This is a genomic window from Vibrio sp. Hep-1b-8, from assembly GCF_006124995.1.
Lineage (GTDB): Bacteria > Pseudomonadota > Gammaproteobacteria > Enterobacterales > Vibrionaceae > Vibrio.
Genome location: NZ_QEWN01000018.1, coordinates 1 through 22963 on the forward strand (window position 1 = coordinate 1; position 22963 = coordinate 22963).

The following is a 22963-nucleotide window of genomic DNA, read 5'->3' on the forward strand; positions in this document are numbered from 1 at the left end:
ATGTGCTAGAAGCCTGGCTCGTGAGCGAAAATCGACTTGTGTACCTGCGAGCGGATTTTGTCGAGCGTGCCAAAAACAACTGGAAACAAAATACCGTTAATGCCGAAGTCACTCGAGCCTTAGAAGCGAGGGACTGGCAAGGGCTAAAGCAAGCCTTTATCCAAGACATTAAAAAAGGCATTCGCAATGATATCGAGACCGGTAAGCTAGAGGCTGTCTTTGACAACTGGAAAGCGGACGGTTGGAAAGCCCATGAATGGAAAGCGACTCAAAAGCTGCATGATGACAATGGCGAAGTTCTTTTTGCCAGCTCTCAAGAGGCGCAACTACTGCGCTTTGCGGCCCAAGCCAGCGTCAAAAGTACGATTGAACCATCCGAAGGCAAAATAGATATTGGCATTGGTGCGGAGGCCAGTTTCGCTCTGGCTGAAGGTGCGGTTGGGCTTCACCGTTACTTCCCCTATGAAGGTGGCTATACCCTAGAGCTTAGCTATCTTGATGCCAACAAACAGCCTGCCGTTTATCCTTTTGGTCACTTTAGAGCCAAAGTTAGCTTAATGCTCAGCTGTTTTGTTGGTGCGATGACCAGCGGGCGCTTAGAACTCACTAATCAAGCCAACAACAATCCCGGTCACCAAATACTGCTCTCTCCAAGCGTTAGTATGGGTACCAATGCTTCTGGTGGTGTCGGCGTGAAAGGCGATATTTTTGGTGGTGCTCAAGTTGGAGGTCAGGTTGAAGGGGGGCTGGAATGGAAAGCGCCGCAAGATACCAAACTGGATAAGGTGTTTGACTTCGCCACCCTCGCCAAAGTGGGTGCCAACGGTAATGTGGCTATTGGCGCCGGAGCGGGTTGGGATTTTCAATTGGCGCTCGATGATGGGAAATTCATCTTTAATTGTTCAGGGCGCTTAGTGTTTGGCCCTGGCGCCAGCGGTGGCTTTGGTACTGCGATTGATTTTGAGCAGCTATGGCAACTCGCGGTTATCCTTTTTAAAGGCTTAAAAGCAACCGATTATCGCGTACTGGATAATCTTCATGAGGAAGTATATCGACACTTTATGCGCTCGAGCTATATCGCTTTTGCTAGCGATATGATTGCTAATCCACAAGAAGCGCTTAAACAGGCGGTGATGAACAGCAGTCAGTCAATCAATACTTGGTGGGATGAAAGGTTAGAAAATTGGAAGAGTGAATCTGAAAAGAAAAAGGAAGCCCTTCGCCTTACCAGGCGTATTGTCAAGAACTACAGCGATGTGACTGGCGAAGTACCGTTTGAAGAATTGCTGCCAGAAACCGTCGGCATTATGCTTAATACTTTAGTGACAACGTTTTATCTGTCATGGGAAGAGAAACAAGAGACGGCGATCTATATATTATTGCTTGGTGGGGTTAAAACGTGGCGACGTTTTGAAGAGGTGCTCACACGTATGAATGCCACAGGTGAAAAACCGCTGGGTGGTAAACAAGCAGAGGACAAAGCGTTGTTTGACAATTTAGCGCGCATTAATGCGATTTTAGATGGCGAACAACAGACAAGTTTTAACAACTGGGTGTTAAAACTGGCGCAAGTGAAGGAAATCAACGAGAGCAACTTTGCTCAAATGCGCCCGTTTGCGCCGCGCTCTGGCTGGAGTTGGAGGCAGAAGAGGGAGAGGGTCGAACGGCAAATCGCGCGCTTAAATAAAAACAACGGGTACTATATTTAACCATAGCGACCGCCGTAAGGCGGTCATTTTCAAGGCTAATAAGCTTTTTCTGCGCTTTGAACTGAGCAACGAAAACCTGCGCGAATAGCGGTATCACTGACCTCCAGCTCTCGGTATGTACGACCAACATTGACCATCCCCCCCCAGCCTCGCATAACTTTATACTCGCCCGTTGCAGGTCCCTGAGGATCAAGTTTTGGTGACACTTTATAATAATCTTTAGCGTACCAATCATTGACCCACTCTGCTGCATTGTAAGTCATATCATAAATACCGAGGGGGTTGGGCGCAAACATACCAACAGGGTTTAAGTCCGTATCAACATTAACGGTTTTTTCGGTAAACTCTTCATAACCACCTAATTCTGGATTATGGAAACCCCTTCCCCTAAATTGAATAAAGCCATTGTTGGTTGCGTAGTAAAGTTTTTGACCACGGCTGCGTGCCGCATATTCCCACTGCGCTTCGGTAGGCAGGTCCACTGGTACAGCGGTCAATTGCCCCAGCCACTGACAATAGTTTTTTGCATCTTGCCAATTTACTTTTCTAGCGGGTTTGCCTTCGTAATACTCTTTTCTTGATTCAAAATCTTTAGCATCCCGTTTGAGATATTGACCATCGATTATCCTCTGCTCAAATGGTCGATTAAACGCTTGTAAGTAAACATCATAATCCAGCAACTCCGCTTCATACTTTGACAACGAATAACTGCTTAGAGTGACTTCATGCTGAATATCCGCCCCGTGATCAACGATCGAGACCTGACTGTAACAGCTTGCTTCCGGCGTCCAGACTGGGCGATTAAGATCGTCGTTCATGCAGGGCATACGAAAGTCGCCCATAATAAAACTGCCACCTTCGACAAACACCATATTTTCAATCGACTTTACCGCGACCTCAGCAATATTTTGTTTTAGTTCGCTGTCTGCATCTGGATAGTGTTTGTTGACATTACTAATAATGGTGTTGAGCTGCTGTTGAGAAAGCACGTTGCTGGAAATGTCAATATCGCTATTGCATGCCGCCATTAAAGGAATCGCCCCGAGAAGACCTAGCCATTTATAATTCATTGTCAATCCTCATTATTTAGCTGTTTATTTTAAGCGGCTAAGCAGGTGACATGAAGTTAATGACTCGGAAATAATGTGATTTTCCTTCCTTTTCTTAATGATGCACATCCCAGTTAATAATTAATCAATCTATCAAGTAATTATCATTAATGACCTAGTTAAAGATTATTTTAATACTTTAAAGAGTACGGCATTTCAGCCTCGTCATTTTCCCTCGGTAGTTAACGTAGTGACAAAGTCGCTTGGTAATTAAGGTACGACAGAATCGCTTGGTGATCACATGAGCTAGCCTCACCAGCTAGCTCGAAGCTGGACATTTATTGGTTAGAGCAAATATTCAACGCTAGTATACCTTACCCTGAAAACCACACCATAAAAAAACACTAAAAATGAATAGATACTCAACATCTGAGCACGCTCAATTTCATCTAATCATCCACAACTTCAATCGTTACATGCTGCGCACCAAGGTATGTTCCTTCATCTACTTCATAGCGCAAGGTTTCATCGCAATGTGGGCAATCAAAGACTTCGTTTGGTTCGATGCATTCATCTTCTAGCCAGTCCCAGCCAATATGCTTTTCACAAGTTGGGCATCTCATTTCAGCAATCCTTATTCATTCAAATACAACTCAGCAATCCCATCTAAACGGGCTTTTACTTCTTTCCAATTAGGCATCACGCTAGTTAGTAAGCGCCAAAACTTGTCACTGTGGTTATGCTCGGCAATGTGGCAAAGCTCATGCAGAATTACGTAATCAATACATTCTTTAGGCGCTTTGATTAGGTGAGGGTTGAGCATAAGGTTCCCTTTGGCTGAGCAGCTTCCCCATTGCTTTGTCATAGGCAGCACACGAAAACTAGGAATGCCTTTTACCCATGTCGCTTGAGGTAGTAACTCAGATAGGCGCTCATGGAAAATACGTTCAGCGCGAACCTTGTACCAGTTGCGTACCAAAGCTTTAACCATGGCAGTTTTGTCATCGTTGAACCTCGTCAAGGTGACAAGTAACTTACCGCGAGTCATTTTTACCGTTGGCAAGGCATCTGCATCTTCAACTACCTTTAGTACATAACGACGACCAAGATAGAACTGCATCTCACCGCTGACGTAATGTTTAGGTTGCACATACTCCAAATGACCTCGAAACTCTTTCAGGGCATCATAAATCCACTTGGCACGCTTCATTACCGCTTGGTGAATGTCCTCAAGCTCAGCGTCTTCTGGGGTACTAACCGTGACATCACAGTTGGGTTGCACCTTGATGGTAATACTTCGCTTCTTTCCTTGTTTGATAGGCTTACGTAGCACCTCATAGCTCACAGCCTCATCTCCATAGATGAAGCTGTATTCCTCTTTGTTACGTTCGTCAGAAACCGTTGATGCCATTAATGGTGACCAGCTAAACCTAAGCGAGTGATTTGCACCACTTCTTCGGCAATGACTTGCGCTTTATCGACCCCTAAATCGGCAAACAGTAACGGAAGCACCTCTAGATTGATCTGGTTTTCAATCTCTGATGGATTGATTGAAAACTCTGCTACCGCTTTGCGCACTTTCTCGTCAATCTCTACTGCATAGTTGAAGCATTGATCCTCAGTAAGACCTTGACCTTCACAACCATGCTTTAAGAACAGTCCAAAGTAAGCTTGTACATGACGCTTAATTTTGGGGTCTAGCTCTGCGAAGCGATCGGTTGGTAACCCCTCGACTTTGCGTTCTTTCACTTGCTGTTCAAAATCAGCAAATAGGAGATATTGCTTAACAGGCGCATCGAACATCTCTTTGGCTTGCTGAATTGCTTGTTTAAGCAGTTTCGAGAAATACTCTTGTGCATAAGGGTCGTCGGCAAGGTCTTGCTCAATCATCTTAGTGACACGACCAGTGATCGCATCTTTCTTATTGCGAGCCTCATCGTCACTTAGCTCTTCTGGTTTTATATCCTTACCCATGTTGCCAACTAGATAAGCGCCTTTAGACTCTTGGATCTCAACGCCACCGATGTGCTTGTCTAACATAGTGCGAATACTTTCAGCGTACTCATCGTAATCAATGGTCTCTTCTGCTTGCTCACGGACAACTTTACGCAGTGATGTCATGCTTTTTAGCGTGTCTTTATAAATTTGGCGCTTATCATCAAAGCTCTTGTCTTCAAAATAGGTAGCTGATTGCAACGCGACTTTTAAACAATTAGCAAACGCAGTGAGTGTGCTATAAAAATCTTGCCGTTTCTTTAGGTTTAAGTCCGTTGGCTGACCATCTACATATTCTATGTTCGGCGCAAATACCCGTGCCATTGCGTGCGGATCTTGGGTGTTTTTTACATTAATAAAAAATGCCCAGAGTTCACTGTATAAGCCAGGCAGTTTTTTATATTCCGTGTCCATGCGGCTGTATAAGCCTTTAAGATCGTCAATATCAAATCCACCTTGGGTACGCTCTGCCAAGTCTTGGTAGTCAGCAATGGTGGCATCTAGTTCTTTTAAGATGCCTCGGTAGTCGATGAGGTAACCAAACTCTTTCTTTTGATGTAGACGATTCACACGAGCAATGGCTTGGATAAGGTTGTGCTGTTTAAGCGGCTTATCGATGTAAAGCACGGTGTTCTTTGGTTCATCAAAGCCCGTTAAAAGCTTATCGACCACGATCATCAAGTCAGGGCCATCATCTTTACCAAACTCTTCAATGATATGCTTGGTGTAAGCTTTCTCATCTTGGCCAAAATCTGAGTCCAGTACGTTCTCTTTCCACCAATTCTGTACCACATCTTTGCTTTCTCCATCGACTGTATCGTGCCCCTCACGGGTATCTGGTGGTGACATGGCAACAACCGAGGTCACTTTACCAATTTGGTCGAGAAGCTTCTTATATTGGATAGCAGAGGATTTTGAATCACAAGCAAGCTGACCTTTTAAACCTTGGCGCTTAAAGTTTTGGAAATGGTCTGAAATATCATGAGCGATAAGCTCGATACGCCCCTCGGTTTGATAGATTTGACCTTTTTGAGCAAATTTCTTCTTCAAATCGGTACGCTGTTTTTCAGTGAGCTTATCGGTGATGCGATCAAACCAAGCATCGAGTGCTTTGTCATTGGTACATAACTCGGGGACTCGCTCTTCATACAGCAGTGGGGTAACCGTTTTATCTTCAACCGCCTGTTGCATGGTGTACGAGTGGATGATTTTACCGAATTTGTTTTCGGTCTTATCGTCTTGCAGCAAAGGTGTACCCGTAAAACCAATATAGGCGGCTTTTGGCAGGGCTTGTTGCATACGAATGTTGTTTTCACCGTTTTGGCTGCGATGACCTTCATCAACCAGCACTATCATGTCAGGGCTGTCGTTGTAGCACTCATCAAGCTCTATTGCTGTGCCAAACTTGTTGATGATGGAGAAGATAATACGCTCATTGCCTTTACCAATTTGCTCAGCAAGGCGTTTACCCGTCGTAGCCATTGCCGTTTTACGATCTTTTTCAGACAAGGCTCCGCCAGAAGCGAAGGTACGCGCTAGCTGATCTTCCAAATCCACACGGTCAGTCACGACCACTACACGACACTTGGCGAGTTCTTTAATCCAAATCAGTGCCTTGGACAAGAACACCATGGTGAACGATTTACCAGAACCTGTGGTATGCCATATAACACCACCATTACGAGCGCCTTTCTCATCGAAAGAAGTAACACGTTCAATCAGAGCTTTAATGCCAAACACCTGCTGATAACGCGCCACGATTTTGCCCGCTTTTTTATCAAACAAGGTGAAAAGCTGAGTCATTTCCAGTAAGCGGTTGTGACGAAGCAGCGACACCAACAAACGGTCTTGGTCTGTCACCACTAAATCACCGCCAGCAATCAGCGATAGGTATTCATCACGTACTTTGCCTGGGCGATGCGCAAACAGTTTATCGAGCTGCTCTAGCGTAAGCGGAGTGTTTTTGAGGCGTGCAAAGGTGGCATCAGTGATCTGTTCTTCTTTCCACTTTGCCCAGAATTTACTTGGTGTGCCACATGTACCGTATAAACCTTCATGTCCATTGACCGACATCAGCAATTGGCTATAGGCAAACAGGTGTGGGATCTCATCGACTTTTTGGTTGCGGATGTTTTGCGAGATACCCTCGGCAACCGTCGGCTTGCCCTCATGCGAGGAGTCAGGACGCTTGGCTTCAATCACCACCCAAGGCAGGCCATTCACAAAGCAGACAATATCGGGAATGCGTTTACCCGTGCCATGCGCATTTTCGACCTCAAGCTCTTCAGTAAAATGGAACTGGTTGTTTTCTGGGTTTTGCCAATCAATGATATCAATCGTTGGGTTGGCTTTTTTACCCTCCACAAATTCGGTCACGCTTATGCCGTAGGTGAGGGCGTTATACAGCTTTTCATTCGCCGCTTTTAGACCTTCGTTCATGGCAGGGTTGGCAAGCTCATGGACGATTTTATCCATCGCAGCCTCTGATAGCTGGCGATCTTTACCCATAAACGAGAAGGTTTTGTGTTTCAGTACATCACGCAGTACATCAGGCAAAATGACCGTAGAGAGATTGCCACGTTTCACTACACACTCGCTTGGTGGAATGAACTGATAACCAAGGTTAGTGAGCAAGGTTAACGCTGGAATTTTCGCGCTTTGTTCTTCTCGGAAGTTGGGTAAATTGCCTGACATTGTCGTCCCTTATTGTCGATTCGTTTTTGTTTTTATTGTGGGTTTTACTTTTAATGTAGTTTGCGTTTTTTGGCCTGATTGAAGTCGATGACGTTATCGGGTGTCTCTTCGTTGAACGAGTCAGGGGCAATCTCTTGATAATACTCATGGATTGCTTGGTTGAGTTCGGCATTCATCCCATCAAAATAGTTGGCGTCGGGAATCCCACGCTTAACCATTTCGGCGTGCATCATCTGTCGGCGTAGAGAAGCAAATAACTGGCGGATGAGCTTGTCCTCGTTGTCGCCCAATTCGCTGTAGGTCTGCATCCAATCAATGAACATTTCTTCGTCAGGGTGAAAGTGGTCTTTCTTTTGTTTGGTCGAGCGAATCATACTGTTGATCCACTCATCAAAGCTGGCGCACTCTTCGTGGCCGTCAGGGAGAGAACCAACTTGGTAAACTCGATTTTCAAATTGCCAAGCGACATCGTTAATGTGGCTTTGTACACTGCGGTCACCGCGTTGACAGAAGAAAGGTTTAGGATGAAGTTTGATGAACTCATTGAACATCTCTTCGAAGCTCTCTTCATCGCACATTTCGAACTCTTCACCAAAGAACTGCATGTTATTAAACAGCCGTTCCAGCAGTTGGTTGGTGAATTCAAGCCAATCCCCTTTTTGAATGCCAACAAACACCATGGCATAGCGGGTTTCGACATGCATGGCAATCAGTACCTTTTTGCGTTGAACGTTTACCGCATGCACCAACCAAGCACTGATGGGTACTGTAGGGGTATTCAACACATTCACGGCTTCAGAACCACTGACAGAATCCGTCGGCGGCGCTTCTAATGGCGAGACTTTTTTGCCATTGCGCTTTACGGTGAAAAAGTCGGCAGCGGCTTTGGTGCAGTTAAACACTAACATTGTTTAATACCTAGTTTTGATGACGGCAATAAAGTGTGACGCACTGCGTCACACATTAGTTGAGAGTTAAGAGGTGCTTTACGCCGCAACGTCTTCATTCACTTTCACTCTTCTTTTTCCAGTAAGAAGTTGTTGCATCAATGCCTTTTTCTCTTGCTTGAAGTGGGTAAGCTTGGCCTCCAGAACTTCGATTGATTTGTCGGCAGCAGTTAGGACGGAGGCGATTTTTTGTTGTTCAGCTAAATCAGGAAGTAATACATGGCAATGGTTGATCTCACCCAAATTAATCTTTTTAGGAAAAGCGACATGAATTGTTCGTTTGTGTAATTCACGATGAAACTCGTGTGAGTTTATGTAGTAACACAAATAAGCCGAATCAAATTTATCCTTTTGCCCCTTAACTAAAGCAAGACTTACATAGAATGAAGCACATACATCCCAGTTTAAGTGTTTAGCTGTGCCAATATCTCCAATCCTTGTCATGAGAATGTCATCACGCTCAAGCTTTACCCTGAGGTTTTCTTTATGGAACACATCAACTGCAATGTATTTTGTGTTTGAGAAATCATTCTTTGTTAGGTGTTCAACGCTATAGAAAGGTATACCTTCTTCCACATATTTAGGGGTGGAATGTGTCCCGTCGTAAATAGATGTTACTTTCCCAAGTGGAACCTCTTCCCACTCCCCCTCAAACGCCTCACCCGTTTCAGGGTTCACCAAACGCTTCTTACCCGTCAAAAGCTGCTGCATCAGGGCTTTTTTCTGCTGCTTGCTGGTTTCAATAAGCTTTTCAGTGGTGGTAATCGCTTTATCCCATGTTGAGAGGATTTGGGCGATTTTGTCTTCTTCTTCTCTTGACGATGCAACCATCAATGGAAGCTCAGCTAAAATCGCCGTATTCATATTTGGCATCGTTTGGCCGACAGCATTCTGCTCTAGCCACTTTTTCACAGCATTTTTTTGTAGAAAATAAGACAAAAATAACGGTGAATGAGCTTTATTTGGTGTCGCTTTCAAACAACCAGTGCCGCATAAAGTTCTTGGGTAGTCTGATTCAATTAATGCAAAACGAGCGACATCGCCACGGCGACTAAAGAGCAAATCACCAGATCGCAGCGTATGTTTTTTAAGATCATCAGCACGGTGCTCTGGTATCTTTGCTGCTGATTCATTATTAGCTCGATAATTAATTAGGTCTTTAGGCATAAGTACGGGTACGCCCTCATCCGTGTACTCATGAGCATGCAACTGGCTTCCGAATGGGCCTGTTTGTAAGCTCCCAGAGCATACTTCGCCTAGGGAAGTTAATTTCCAACCATTAGGCACCATAACCCAGCTCCTTTAGGTAGCCTGCCATTTCAGTTTCAAGGTCAGCTAGTTGAGTTTGAAGTGCTAAACGTTCAGCACGAACAGCAACTAGGTCAATTTCCTCTTCTTCCTCAAAGGTATCCACATAACGAGGGATATTGAGGTTGTAGTCGTTCTCGGCAATCTCTTCTAGCGTAGCTAGGTATGAGTATTTATCGGTAGTTTCACGCGCCTTGTAGGTATCGACAATCTTCTGAATGTTCTCAGGCGTAAGCTGGTTTTGGTTCTTACCAGATTTAAACTCACGAGAAGCATCAATAAATAGCACCTTATTATCGTCTTTCTGTTTTTTGAAAATAAGGATCGCCGCTGGGATACCTGTACCAAAGAACAGCTTTTCAGGCAGACCGATGACGGCATCGAGTAGGTTTTCATCAATAAGCTGTTTACGGATTTTACCCTCTGATGATGCTCGGAATAGCACACCATGAGGCACTACCACACCCATACGGCCGCCTTTTTTACCTTGAGAAGCGGGCTTAAGCGTCTCAATCATGTGTGAGATAAACGCGTAGTCGCCTTTGGTCTTTGGCGGGATACCACGACGGAAACGACCAAAGTGGTCGTTACCTGCATCTTCAAAGCCCCATTTATCAAGGGAGAACGGCGGATTCGCCGTAACTACATCAAAGTGCAACAAGCCGCCGTCTTTGTCTTGTAGTTTAGGGTTACGAATGGTATCGCCCCATTCAATGCGATGGTTATCTTCACCATGCAGGAACATGTTCATCTTCGCTAATGACCAAGTAGAACCAATCGCTTCTTGGCCGAACAGCGCGTACTGCTTAGAACCAGCAAAGTTCTTTTGAACTTGCTTACCACACTTCATCAGTAGTGAGCCTGAACCACAGGCTGGGTCACAAATGCTATCGCCTGGCTGCGGCTCTAGGATAATGGAAAGAAGATCAGAGACCTCTGGTGGGGTATAGAACTCGCCAGCCGATTTACCGCTGCCAGCAGCGAAGTGTTTGATGAGGTACTCGTAGGCGTTACCAATCACGTCCAGTGAACCAACGCGGCTAGGGCGAAGGTTTAGAGTATCTTTGCCAAAGTCTTCTAGCAGGTGGCGCAGAATATCGTTTTTCTGTTTTTCATCTCCCAGCTTATCAGTGTTGAAGCTGATGTCTTGGAAAACGTTCTTTAGCTTAGTGCCGTTCGCTTCTTCAATCGCATGTAGTGCTTGGTCGATACGTGAACCGTTACCTGCTTCATGACGAGATTCGTATAAGTCCCAGAAAGTAGAGCCTGTTGGGATTTTGAAAGACTGTTTCGACATCATCGCAGTGATCATCTGCTCGTTACCATTGAACTGCTTTGATAGCTCATCAAACTTGTCTTGGTGTACGTCAGAGATGTACTTTAAGAACAGCATGGTTAGGATGAAGTCTTTATAGATTGAGGGATCTACCGTGCCTCGGAAGGTGTCACAGGCAGCCCAAACGGCTTTGTTGATCTCATCTTGATTGATTGGTGTGTGTGGCATGAAATGGTACTCAAATAGATTAAATTGTTTTAATTAGTGACTCTGCTACGTGTTTGAAAGAGTCAAAACAGGTATCAAAATCATGAGGTTGGGTGTTGAACACCATAGGAGTAACAAAGTCTTGAAAGCGTTGTCGAAAGGCTGGGTTTTCTTCAAGCTCTTTAAGCCCAAGTTGTAGCTCTTGTTTTGGATTGGAGACGAATTCTGCATGCTGATTACCAAAACGCTTAACATCTTCTTCCAACACGGTTTTAAATAACGCTGTAAGTGCTGTCAGGTCGAGGTGTTCTGTCTGTTCTTCGGTCTTTAGAATGCAGTAAACATCATAGATATGGCGCACAAGGCTGGCATCATCCTTACGCTGTGCATCGCGCTTGACTGACATTGTGCGGCGCAACATTGATATGATTTTTTCAACCAACGTGGCATGGATAGAAACGCAATCAAACGCCTTCACTTCTGGTGGTTGTTTATACAGCTCTGCGACCAGTGATTGAATGCTACGAGGCTCTGCATCAAACAGTGGGATTGTCTCCATTAACTCCAGTTTGATAATGGGGCGAAGACATGGCGCTTGGCTAAACTGTTGCGGGTATCGGAGTTCCAACTCAACATAGCGATATTCATCACGTACACTACGCGCTTCAACCGTAAATCGCTCTGACCGAGTGATCGCATGTTCAATACCGTTGATGCATGCCTTACGAACTGCTTTCTTTTTTGCGCGGCTCAGTTCATCAAACGCTTGCTTAGGGATCAATTTAATGTCTACGTCTTCTGACATTCTCAGAATTTTAACGTTTGACTTTGCCAGAGCTGTACCGCCAGAAAAGACCATTTGGTGAGAGTCAGGCTTCACTTCTGCTAGCTCAGAAAGCAAGGCAACTACCCAGTAATCTTTTTCAATAATGGCAGGGTTTCCGAGCTCAAGTGCATCGGAAACCTCAAGAAACTGTTGCTTTAGTTTTTCCATATTAACTCGGTGAATTCAACACTCGGTTACCAACAACCAATTTGCGATTAAATTGTTTGGGATTCCATGAGTATTGAACGGATGATGGGATTTGGGTGCTTTCACCTGATAGGCTTTGCAAAGATAGGTTGTCCATCTCAAAATCGACGCCTTTCATCTTTAATATCTCGCGCATCAGGGCATCGCTCCCCCCAGGGTTCGTAGGCATGGGTTTGCCCGTTAAGCTGTTAATCCTTGCCTTGGTGTATAGACCATAGCCAAGCTTGATTAGCTCACCTTTTTTGACTAGTTGCTTTAGCGCACGACCAATTTGATCGTAGCTAGCAAAGCCATCAAAGTCTTTGCGCTCAAACACATAACGTCTTGAACGCTTTATCTTTTGATAAATACGGTCAACGGCTGTCATTTGAACCTCCTAATTTCCTAAGTGTTCAGATTATAACTCAACCCTGTTGCCATAGGAATAAATACGGCACATGCATATGAGTAAATGCGACACTTGATCAGTTGATAGTTAGCATAAAGCATTGAAATAAAGATACAATATTGATTCAACTCAAGATCGACATAATTTGAATTCAGTGTCTAACCTTGTTATGAGTCTATCCCTTCAGAGATGTTCAGCGCATCCTCTATCTCGACCCCCAAATATCGAATTGTATTATCTAGCTTCACGTGACCAAGTAACAGCTGAACAGCCCGAATGTTTTTGGTGCGAGCATAGATTAACGTCGCCTTGGTACGGCGCATTGAGTGCGTACCATAAAGATAAGGATCGTAGCCAAGTTCAGTTGCCCAGCGGCGAATAATGGTGGCATAGCAGCTATAACTCATTGGCTTACCTTGTTTGCGAGGGCTTGGGAAAAGATAATCTGGTGCAGATAATTGGCTGCGTATTAACCATTGAGTCAAGGATTGTGCTGTGCGGGAAGTGATCTCAAACTGTACCTCTCGACCAGTTTTGCTTTGGCTGTAAAGAACACGATCTTGAATGACGCCGCCAGAAGATATATCTCTAACTTTCATTCTTAGCAAGTCACAAGAACGGAGCTTACAATCGATGGCGAGATTGAGCAGGGCCAACTCCATGATATTGCCTTCGATTTCTAGTCTAGTGCGAATTCGCCAGATGTCTTCGAGCTTGAAGGACTTTTTCTGCCCAGTTAAGTGACCTTTCTTCGTCCACATAATTGACCTCCCGTCTAACTTTAGAAGTGGCCTTAATAAGTTTAGATGAGGAAATTGAATGGCTATGCAGTTAGGGGGCTGAAAAATATTGCAGACTAAAGTGGGTTAGAATCTTTGCTCTAGATGATAAAGGGGCAATAGTGAGTTAGCTATTCCTCTAAAGTCCATAAATGCACAGGAAAACAATGAAAGTGATTTCTAGTATTTAGGGATAAGAATAAGCCCGCAGCAGAGGTGCGGGCTTTAAAGGAAACAAAAAGTTGAGCATCACACTTTAAAGCGGCCAACCAAGTCGTATAGTTCGTTGGCACGGTGGTTGAGCTCTTGGCTACCAGCGCGATTCTCATTTGCCAGTTCGGCAGATTGCGAACTCTGGTCTGAAATGACAACCACACGTTGAGAAATTTCCTGACCCACTAGGCTTTGCTCTTCCGTTGCCGTTGCGATAAGTGAGTTCATATCCATGATGGTTCCGATTGATTCCTGTATCTGAATGAGCGCTTTGGCGGCGGCATTCGCTTCTTCAACGGTACTTGCACCACGTCTTTGGCTAGACTCCATCGCTTTCACTGCATCGTCAGAGGCAGCTTTTAGTTGCTGGATCATCTGGTGAATCTCTCCAGTACTATCTTGAGTGCGGCTAGCCAGTTTGCGTACTTCGTCAGCTACGACCGCAAAGCCTCGGCCTTGTTCACCCGCACGAGCGGCCTCAATAGCTGCGTTCAGCGCAAGTAGGTTAGTTTGCTCAGCGATGTCTTGGATGACTTCCAGTGAAGAGGAGATATTCTGTACGTCGCCTTCTAGACGAGAAATAACGCCATTGGCTTGTGAAACCTCTTCAGCGAGAGCTTCAACCGATTGTGCCGCTGAATTAACGATGTGCTGCGCTTCTTTCGCGTAGTCATCCGCTTCTTTGGCTGATGATGCCGCCTGACTCGCGTTGTTGGAGATCTCGCTAGCTGTCGTTGTCATTTCGGTCATTGCCGTCGCGACTTGTTCTGTCTCTTCACGTTGCCCTGAAGCCAACTCATCGACTTTAGCAGCACGCTGGGACATATTGTTGGTTTCCGCGACGACTTGCTGGCCGACATCACTAACGTTTGCAATGATGGTCTGAAGGCTGGCAACGAAAGCGTTAAAGTTACTGCTTAGCCTAGCAAATTCTGGGGCTTTAAACGCTTCCATACGAGCGGTCAGGTCAGCGTCACCGCTTGCAAATGAGCTAATGGAGTTATCAAACATTTCTAGCGGTTTCATAATGGTACGATTTATCGCAACTGCGAAGACAGCAACGATCCCCGCGATGACTAGACAGAAAATGACGATAGCTGACAAGGTAGTTTGCAACGCACTAATGGTTGCGGCTTCCATATCGGCAATGATGGCATCAATATCATCTGTGTAGAAACCAGTCCCCAGCATCAAATCCCACTCTGGAATAAAGATTGAGTAGCTCAGTTTAGGCAGAGGCTTAGTTTCGCCTGGTTTAGGGAAGTAGTAAGTGGTGAACTCGCCAGTCTTTGCGTTACGGATGAGATCTTGGATCAGGTAGTTGCCTTGTTGATCTTGTAGATTCCAGAAGTTTTCTCCGATCCCTTTTTCACTCTGCCCCTGAACACGTCGTACGCCCTTGGAGTCGTAACCAAATACGTATCCTGATTCACCGTATTCTAGTGTTTTCAGGGTTGGGTATGCCTCCGCAAGGCTCGCACCTTTCTCTAGAAAAGGTTCGATGGAGGATTTGGCCATTTGAAGATAGTTCCTTAGTTCGGCTTTCTTCAAGTTCATTAAGTTAGCGCGAGTAACTTCGATTTGTTGCTCGTTCAGTTCGGTGGTTTTCATGTAGGTAAAGCTAAGCATACCTAACGCGATAACTAGCAGCGGAACCAATGCCAAAATATATAAGCGGCTACGAATTGTAAGACTCATACAAACATCCTGTTTAAGTAATAGTGGCTCATTGACCATACCGCGATCTAGAGGACCGAATAGGCAAGAAGCTTAATTATTGGAATCATGCTTATAGACCAAAAGTTTATCTTATAAGATTAGCCAATTTATCGGCTCAGGACTGTGAATCTTGAGGGGGTTGCAGATTCTTGATATTAGACCTTAGTACAATCTATCGAAAACATTGCTTGTCGTCGCAGTAACTCTTTGCTGTCAACCATTTAGACTAGTGGTAAAGGTTGTTGCTAAACTTGATGTATAGCCAATCTGCCCATCGCTTTTACACGCAATGGGCAGCGGTCATCGTAGAAAATCGTCAATCTAGTTATGTTTTTACCTCGATGTTTCTCCGAAACCGTTATGGCTATTGATCATCGCTCACTGACGTTAAGTATCTGTGCCAGTTTTGACTCACTGCTTGATATTGATAGATACAAAAATCTTTACGATCCGCCAGATAGTCGTTTTCGACTTCGTCTAATAAGCTTTTATGTTGTTCAGGGTTGCTGCCATAAACTAGGCACAAAGTTGAGAAGTAGCGTTGTAAGTCAAAGCTGTGCTCGTCTATGTATTCACCAAAATCGTAATAGTCAGGACGATCTTCGGATTCAAAGGCGAACATATCGGCGGCACTGATTGCTGCATCTTCTCCATTTTCCACATATTCGATCATCATTAGCGCAGCAAAATTATCTACGGCATCTTCTTCCTTGCCTAAAATCGGGATGTTTTGGTCGGCAATATAAGCGTGTCCGGCTTCGTGAAGCAGGGTGTGTAATACGGTATCAATGGCACCGGCTTGCGCACTCTTGCCAAATTTTTTGTCATACTGATTTTTCTTAAAGTAATCCAGTGCTTGCTGATAGAACTCGTAAGGCATATGAACCTGATGCGTTTCTGGATCGTAAAGTGGGCCCTGATCGCCACCGTATTGGATGGTTAAGGTGTTTTTGAACGGAAAAATACTCTGCGATAAGTCGACTAAGGTTTGGTTTACACCACTTTGCTCAATCTCAGATTTGGCCTTTTTCTCAACCTCATTTTGTGGTTCAAGATAGCGAATGACAACACTTTCTGAACCGGCAAAGACAGTAGATGCAAACAGTATTAGCGAAGGAAGTAACACACGATAAAACATACTCAATCCTTATTATTATCTTGGCATGGATGGGCTTAACTAATACTGGCATATAATGAACGATTTCGCTCTAGTTTGCCGTTGGTGACACTCAATTTTGAACGATGGATTGAGGGCAGGGTTGTTCAAGGAAATAGAGGGGAGTGAAATGATGATTATCATTAGGGAAGCAGCTATGCTTGTGCTACACTCGCCGCCCTTTTCCGTTTCTATGAGATAAATCACCATGAGCCTTAAAAAAGAACTTCAAAACCTTCATAACCGTCTAGATACTTGCCAACGTAAACTGGACGCAGCGAAAGGTCGTGGTGATCAGGAAATGATTTCTCAGTTCACTGATGAAATTGAAAAACTCAACAAGAAAGTAAGCTCAATGAAGCATAAGCAGCAATTCGATCGCAACAAAGAGCGTAAGAGCTTGCAGGATATGCCATTCTCTCGCGAAATCACGAAAGCGGAACAGGCGGATATGGGTAAACTGAAAAAGTCGGTAAAAGGTTTAGTGGTGGTTCACCCAATGACAAAGTTGGGCAAAGAGTTGCGCATTGAAGTGATGACAGGCTACGCACCGAACAAGTTCTAATGCCAACGTCTTGTAAGTAATTAAAAAAAGCGCCTAACGGCGCTTTTTTAGTTTCTGTGCGAACGCTTTATTACCGTTAACGAGCGGATGTAATATCAAGTTTGCCGAGTAGAGACGGGAAGCCCCAACCATTTTCACCTTCAACCACTTTTTCACCAGTCAAATACTCAAATAGAGTAGGCGCTAATGAACCATTGGCCTCCGATCTAAGTGGCGTTGTCGCTTGACCAATTGGTGTTCCCCAAAAGCCGATAAAGGCGTCTTTTTCTAAGTAGCTTTCACCCGCATGTCGACCAGGAACTTTAGTGTTATAGCCAATCCCCTCTCTCGGGAAGAGGTTAATTGTGCCTGCTCTATCTTCCGCGTATAGCTGAGCCAACTGAACGACAGAGTCGGGTTTTGGTGTATAGCTGGTCAGTTCTCGCCACTGAGTGGCATTACACCATGTTTGGCTCTCATTCGGGTTCACACGTTCGATACATTGATCAACTAGATCGGCAAAATGACTCAGCTCGTTCTTGTTTGGGGCGGAGAGGTAGGGGTTAAGTGACTTGGCTTCAAGCAGTTGAACCGCAGCCTTACGGTTTATGCTTCCGTAATAGTAGCGATCGCCTTGCTGAATGATGCGTTCGTCAAACCTTGTTCCATCTCGATTGGCCATGATGCGTATTTGGCAGTGATTTTCACCACAGGCTTGCTCACGCACGACCATATAGTCCAATGAATCATCAAGGTAGTTTAGGGATTCGGCAATAATGTCTACGCTTTTACCTTGTGCATTGATCGGCTGCCAGTTGATTAACTCAGCGTAGACAGGCTGACTATCCCACCCTTGCTTTGAATTGAATAGGTCGAACATGAAGTTGCCTCCAGCGGTTGAGGCGACAACGACGTCTATCCCTTTATTGCTTGGATAGCTTAACGCGTTAGTGATCTTTGGACCTTCCCCTTCATCGGAAGAGATTTTCTTGATAATCAATGGGAAACCCAATTTCTCCTCTAAAGGCTCGAAGATGGCTTTTTCTGGGTTGAGCGTGTAATAGACAGGAGCTAGACCATGATCGCCAGCCATGCCCCACAAGGTTTGATCGTAGATGCCCGCGGCTTTGTAGCTTTGTTCTATTTGAGTGATCCAGTAATCGAGTCTATTGAGCTCGCCAGTTGGCATAATGATTTCGTCACTAAAAGGACCGACAAAGTGAGCGAAGTGATCAGGCCAAGGATTGTACACTAGGGTAAAGTCTGGCATGCCTTGACCGTCGAGTTTGGTATAGCTTGAAATATCTTGTTCAATCTTCCATTTGCGAGTCAACTTGGTGTAGAAATCCCAACTCGGAATGTCTTGATATGCTGTGATATTGTCAATCAGTGACTGACGCAGTTTTGTTAGCACGGTTTCAACTTGGGCTCGTTCGTCCAACTCTCTAAGACAACGTTTCTCGCCGAAATCCCTGAGCGATTCCCCAACGCCTAAATTCACCAAACCATCGTAACTGGTATGGGCATTCCAGTCATATTGAGCGTTACAGTTAAGGGTTTTTAGATGGACTAGGCGATCAAACATAGTCGATACGTTATTGGCTTGCATTAGGCGATCAAGCTGCAAAGCGTCGTTGCCAAAGAAGTAGTAAGCGCGATCTTGAGGACGATCGACAAAGTGAAAATTTGGGATGCCTGTCCCTTGTTCGCCTGCAACTTTCGCCCCGGTTTTAATGATAGGTAAGTTGCGTACGCTGATTGTTGGTGTAGAAGAGATGCCAACATTGGTAATCGAGTCAGCATGGTGCTGATAGAGGCGTTTGAAAAACGGCAAATAATAGGGATCGCGATAAGTTTGTTCAGAGAGAATCTGCAAAAAGTGCATATCTTGCTGGTGTTCAGGGCTTGACTGAGCAAGCGGAGTGTCTAGCTGTTTGCTGTGTAAATAGCGATGGTAGGCATGAGAAATAAAGGGTTTGCTCGGGTCGACTAAACCTTCAATCAGTCCTTGCTGAAGTCCATCCACGGTGATTTGAACGGCGAAACGGCGCTCTTGCTGTGATTGCAAAAAGTCGACGGCGGTCGATGGTTCCTTATCAAAGGCCTTCTGTAGCCAATCATTGAGACGTTGTTGCCTTTCATCTTGATAGACGAACTGGCGGTAAGCTTTTAAGACATTCAGGCGCACAAAGTCGATCAGTGTGACGGTCAATGCCTGTGCTTTATTATTGGGTTGATTGGCTCGTTCAGCGTCGCCGTCTGAGACGATGGCAAGCAGAGCACTTTTCATCTCTCCCTCGTCCATCCCTGAGGCAGTTTTCCTTAGTATATCAACGACGATTGGCTGAATTTTGTCGACTAACTGCCTGTCGTTAGGTGTGTTATCGAGATAAGTGTAATGCTGTGGCAACTGCTCCATATCTTGCCACTCACCGATTTGAATCAAAGCGTCATACACGGTCACCATGGTTGCGATAAACTGACTATCGATTTTTAGACCTTCCTGATGTGCCTGATCTTTGGCGTGTTGCTTTTTCTGCGGTTGAGCGCTGGAATCAAGCTGAAACAAAGAGTGCTCAAACCCTTTTAAAGCTTGTTGGTCATAGACTGTTTGGAGATACGTTTTGAACTGATCTCCGCTTTCAATCCCTGTGTAGCGGTCGTAAAACTGATAGAGGAAATAACCGAGAGGAATCGAGTAGGTGGGATCGGCGATTTGCCCCATCACTCTTGTTTTGGTACTGGCATCTAACGGCAGTGAGAGTAAATAGGTTTCGAGCGTCATCCCGCCAATCGTGAAAAGAGTCATATCACGAGCGAAGCGGGTGGAATAGGAGAGAGAATCTACAATTTGGTTTTTGAGAACTTCGCTGGAGTTGAATAAACCGCCAACCACAGGTGTGTTACCGACCTCGGCATAGCAGGAGGCGGATAAAGCGCTAGTTAACGCGATGGTAAGGGTCGTTGCTCTGAACCAAGTCATTGATATTATTCTCATTAATTCCGTTAATGATTTACATTGTGACATTAAAGAGTGAGAGTGCAAGCGTTAGCGAATAAGACGCAAGTGTTTTGCTTGGAAGTGAGATTCGCTACCAATCAGCCAGCAGAACTGTCGGCTGATTGGTAGGTCTTAGTGGATTAGTAGCCCATTAACTGTAACAGGTTTTCGGCGGTTTTGACCGCCTCTTTTCTGTTGGCGATATTGAGTTTCTGGTACAAGTTGCGAATATGGGTTTTGATGGTTGTCCCCGCTACGTCTAGCTCTTGGGCGATCTGTTCGTTGCTAAAACCAGAATAGATCAGCCCGAGAACTTGCCATTCACGCTGAGTCAGTGGACTGGTGCGAACCAACTCTGGGATGTTCGGGTGGTTGACCAGCTTTTCAACAAACTCTTCATCAAAGTGAACAGAACTGCTGCGTTGAGTGGTTGAGATATCTTTGAGTAGCTGTTGTGCGCGGTGACGTTCTAAATCTCCCAGCTCATTCTTATGGTTGAGCTTCTCCAAGATATGACCCACTTTCGCGCCATCTATGAGGAAATTACCTAACATACCCGTCTGATTGGTCAGTGCTAATGCTTTCTTTAGTTGTTCACGAGCGCTCTCTTCGTCATCTTGTGAGATGGCGAGTACAGCGGAAACAATCAGGTTTCGGTTGGTGTCGGTCAGCAACTCATTTTCCTCTGCCTGTTGCTGGAGGAAATTAAGTGTCTCAGTGGCTTGGTCAAAAAGCCCTAGTATGATTTGCGCACGCGCAATATTACGCCACTGAAGTTGAGTAAAGTGGTTACATGCATGCTGAGGCTTAACTGTTGTTTCCAACCACTGTTTGATTGATTCGTGATCGCCGCGAGCCTGCCAAAATAGGATCAGAGAGAGCGAGGCGTTGGCAGTCCAGTCAACGTGATAAGTAGATTGTTTGAGTAAGTGAACAATCTGCTCGATAAACTTACCTGCCTTATCCAGCTCGCCTCGGCCAATCGCGATACGTGCCAGCATTGAGTAGCTATGTAAGTGCTTACTCGGGCTGTGGTTACCAAGGATATCCAGACCTTTATAGGCACATTCTTCTGCTTCATCCAGTCGATTCCAACACCATAGGATCTGGGCGCGTACACGAAGTAAGAACTCATGCAGCGGAACTTGTTGTAGTTGTTGTTCTTCTATCAGTTTAAAGGCGTTGTCTTGCACTTCGAAAGCGGCTTGAACGTAGCCCTGTGCAATCAGAATTTCACTTTGTTGCAGCATCGCCCATAAAGCCTGATGGTAGACCTGATACTGGCGAGCCAGTTTCTCTGTTTGCTGCATCATTGGCAGAGCTCGGCTAAGATGACCAAGTACGTGGTTGACCTCACCCACGACTGACGTCGCAACAATACGGCTACGGTAAACCGTGCTGTCCAACTGGCTTAGCGCCAGTTCTGCTAACTCTAGCGCTTGTTCTGGTTCGTTACGGTTAATGGCAACCTGAGCGCGAAGGGCATTGAACTCACCTTGCTCTTTGGTGCTTAGAACCACATTGAGCTTACTCATCTCTTGGTCAGCTTTTGATAGCAGGTCACCAACATCGTTGTAGCGGTGCTGACTCTGCGCTAGCCAAGCCTGCAACATACAAAGCTTAGGTTCACTGTAGAGCTGTTCTGTGGTGAGAGAGTTGATCGCTTTTTCGAGTGTTTGCAGCTCACCACCATTAAACATCTTCCAGCCATACTGAGTCAGGATATCTGCGGTTAACTGGCTGTCTTTGGCTTCTTGTGCATGACGAAGAGCTTGATGAGGCGAGGAGAGTTTTAGCCACGCTTTAGCGGCCGCATGGTGAAGTTGCTTCTCTTGCTGAGGAATTCTCGCACTGCGCTCGTGAGCAAGGAACTCGGCAAACAGATTATGGAAACGGTACCAGTTTTGCTCTCCCTCGAGAGGGTGAATAAACAGACCAAAGCGATTGAGAGACTCGATCATGCTCAGTGCATCTTCTCGCTGAGTCAGTTCAGAGACCAGTTGATCGTTAAAGTGATCAAGGACAGAGCACTGAAGCAAGAATTGGCGGGTTTCGGTATCTAAAAGATCAAACACTTCTTCGATCAGGTAATCCCAAAGATGAGCGTGGTTGAACTGAGAGAAAGACTCGGCCGACTGAGCGAGAGTTTTGTTTTGATGCTGCGCTTGCAGAGCGATCAACTGTAGTGCTGATGGCCAGCCTTCTACGTAGTTACGCAAATTGGTCGCGGTGGTATCGTCAATGCCATCGGCGATACGTTGATTAAAGAAGCGCGTTGTCTCTTCGGTATCGAAGGCGAGCATTTCGTCGCCGATCTCGATCATTAAGTCTCGCACGCGAAGGTTAGCCGTCCCCAGTGGTGGTGCTGCTCGGCTGGTCACAACCAGTGTGAGGTTGTCTGGCATATGCTTGAGGAAAAAGCGCATAGCTTCGTGAATTTCGTCATCAGAAATCAGGTGATAGTCGTCCAGAACCAAATAACACTCTTGATGAAATTGAGACATCTCAGTGAAAACTTCACCGAATAGGGAGTGAAGTGAAGAGAATTGGCGTTTTTCTGCAAGTTTTTGCGAGTTTGGGCAACTGCCATCGGTGGCTTTATTCAGTGCCTGAAGCAGGTAGTTCATAAAGCGAAAAGAATCGTTGTCACTTTCGTCAATGCTGTACCAGCCGACGTGTGACTTGTCCGATAGCCATTGAGCCGCCATGGTGGTTTTACCATAGCCAGCGGGTGATCGGAGTAGCACCAATTTGTAGAAAGGAGCCTGCTGGAGCAGATCTAATACCCTTGGTCGTACAATGGCGTTATGTAATCGACCCGGACGCGTTAACTTAGAAGGAATCCACATCTTTTTATTCCCTATTATCCTTCCACTTTTCGTGGAGCAGCGAAGTTACCCGAAGGTGAAACACTTAATTGTGTAAATATTAATCAATAAAGCGTA

At 45.3% G+C, this 22963-nt stretch carries 16 protein-coding genes; 2 read left to right on the top strand and 14 right to left on the bottom strand.

Annotated elements, in window-relative coordinates:
* Positions 1-1709: LysM domain-containing protein (locus DA100_RS05295; protein ID WP_206208552.1), on the top strand; the 1709-nt coding region annotated here is incomplete at its 5' end.
* A gap of 35 nt (positions 1710-1744) precedes the next feature.
* On the opposite strand, the gene DA100_RS05300 is transcribed toward DA100_RS05295, so the two are convergent.
* From DA100_RS05300 to DA100_RS05350, 12 genes are all read right to left on the bottom strand, one after another.
* Positions 1745-2779, bottom strand: coding sequence for an SUMF1/EgtB/PvdO family nonheme iron enzyme (locus DA100_RS05300; RefSeq protein ID WP_138971239.1), 1035 nt, complete (start codon positions 2777-2779; stop codon positions 1745-1747).
* Positions 2780-3207: 428 nt separating this feature from the next.
* Positions 3208-3381 carry a hypothetical protein gene (locus DA100_RS20860; RefSeq protein ID WP_171052147.1) on the bottom strand — a complete coding sequence of 58 codons (174 nt, stop codon included), beginning with the start codon at positions 3379-3381 and terminating at the stop codon, positions 3208-3210.
* Positions 3382-3392: 11 nt separating this feature from the next.
* Positions 3393-4169, bottom strand: coding sequence for a SprT family zinc-dependent metalloprotease (locus tag DA100_RS05305; RefSeq protein WP_138971240.1), 777 nt, complete (start codon positions 4167-4169; stop codon positions 3393-3395).
* Positions 4169-7447: an HsdR family type I site-specific deoxyribonuclease gene (locus tag DA100_RS05310; RefSeq protein WP_138971241.1), complete on the bottom strand. Its 3279-nt coding sequence runs from the start codon at positions 7445-7447 to the stop codon at positions 4169-4171. Before DA100_RS05310 ends, DA100_RS05305 begins: the two co-directional genes overlap by 1 nt.
* Before the next feature lie 50 nt (positions 7448-7497).
* Positions 7498-8355, bottom strand: coding sequence for a hypothetical protein (locus DA100_RS05315; protein ID WP_138971242.1), 858 nt, complete (start codon positions 8353-8355; stop codon positions 7498-7500).
* Positions 8356-8433: 78 nt separating this feature from the next.
* Positions 8434-9684 (bottom strand): restriction endonuclease subunit S, encoded by a 1251-nt coding sequence (locus tag DA100_RS05320; protein ID WP_138971243.1) that lies wholly within the window; start codon positions 9682-9684, stop codon positions 8434-8436.
* Positions 9674-11206, bottom strand: a complete 1533-nt coding sequence (locus tag DA100_RS05325; protein ID WP_138971244.1) for a type I restriction-modification system subunit M — start codon at positions 11204-11206, stop codon at positions 9674-9676. The genes DA100_RS05320 and DA100_RS05325 overlap by 11 nt, the downstream gene beginning before the upstream one ends.
* A gap of 19 nt (positions 11207-11225) precedes the next feature.
* Entirely contained in the window at positions 11226-12179 is a 954-nt protein-coding gene (locus tag DA100_RS05330; protein WP_138971245.1) for a nucleotidyl transferase AbiEii/AbiGii toxin family protein, read from the bottom strand.
* A 1-nt stretch (position 12180) separates the two neighbouring features.
* Entirely contained in the window at positions 12181-12585 is a 405-nt protein-coding gene (locus DA100_RS05335) for a DUF6088 family protein (protein ID WP_005391098.1), read from the bottom strand.
* Positions 12586-12773: 188 nt separating this feature from the next.
* On the bottom strand, positions 12774-13367 hold the full coding sequence (locus DA100_RS05340; RefSeq protein ID WP_138971246.1) for a tyrosine-type recombinase/integrase: 594 nt from the start codon (positions 13365-13367) through the stop codon (positions 12774-12776).
* A 267-nt stretch (positions 13368-13634) separates the two neighbouring features.
* A complete protein-coding gene (locus DA100_RS05345; protein ID WP_138971247.1) occupies positions 13635-15296 on the bottom strand; it encodes a methyl-accepting chemotaxis protein in 1662 nt (553 codons plus the stop codon).
* 385 nt (positions 15297-15681) lie between these two features.
* Positions 15682-16455 (bottom strand): DUF4344 domain-containing metallopeptidase, encoded by a 774-nt coding sequence (locus tag DA100_RS05350; RefSeq protein ID WP_138971248.1) that lies wholly within the window; start codon positions 16453-16455, stop codon positions 15682-15684.
* Between the two features lie 226 nt (positions 16456-16681).
* Between DA100_RS05350 and DA100_RS05355 the strand changes: the two genes are divergently transcribed.
* On the top strand, positions 16682-17038 hold the full coding sequence (locus tag DA100_RS05355) for a YibL family ribosome-associated protein (RefSeq protein ID WP_138971249.1): 357 nt from the start codon (positions 16682-16684) through the stop codon (positions 17036-17038).
* Positions 17039-17114: 76 nt separating this feature from the next.
* Here the strand turns inward: DA100_RS05355 and DA100_RS05360 are convergent, their stop codons facing one another.
* Together DA100_RS05360 and malT are read right to left on the bottom strand one after the other, a co-directional pair.
* Positions 17115-20000, bottom strand: a complete 2886-nt coding sequence (locus tag DA100_RS05360; RefSeq protein ID WP_138971250.1) for an alkaline phosphatase family protein — start codon at positions 19998-20000, stop codon at positions 17115-17117.
* Positions 20001-20158: 158 nt separating this feature from the next.
* Positions 20159-22867 (bottom strand): HTH-type transcriptional regulator MalT, encoded by a 2709-nt coding sequence (malT, locus tag DA100_RS05365; protein WP_138971251.1) that lies wholly within the window; start codon positions 22865-22867, stop codon positions 20159-20161.
* Positions 22868-22963 lie beyond the last annotated feature (96 nt).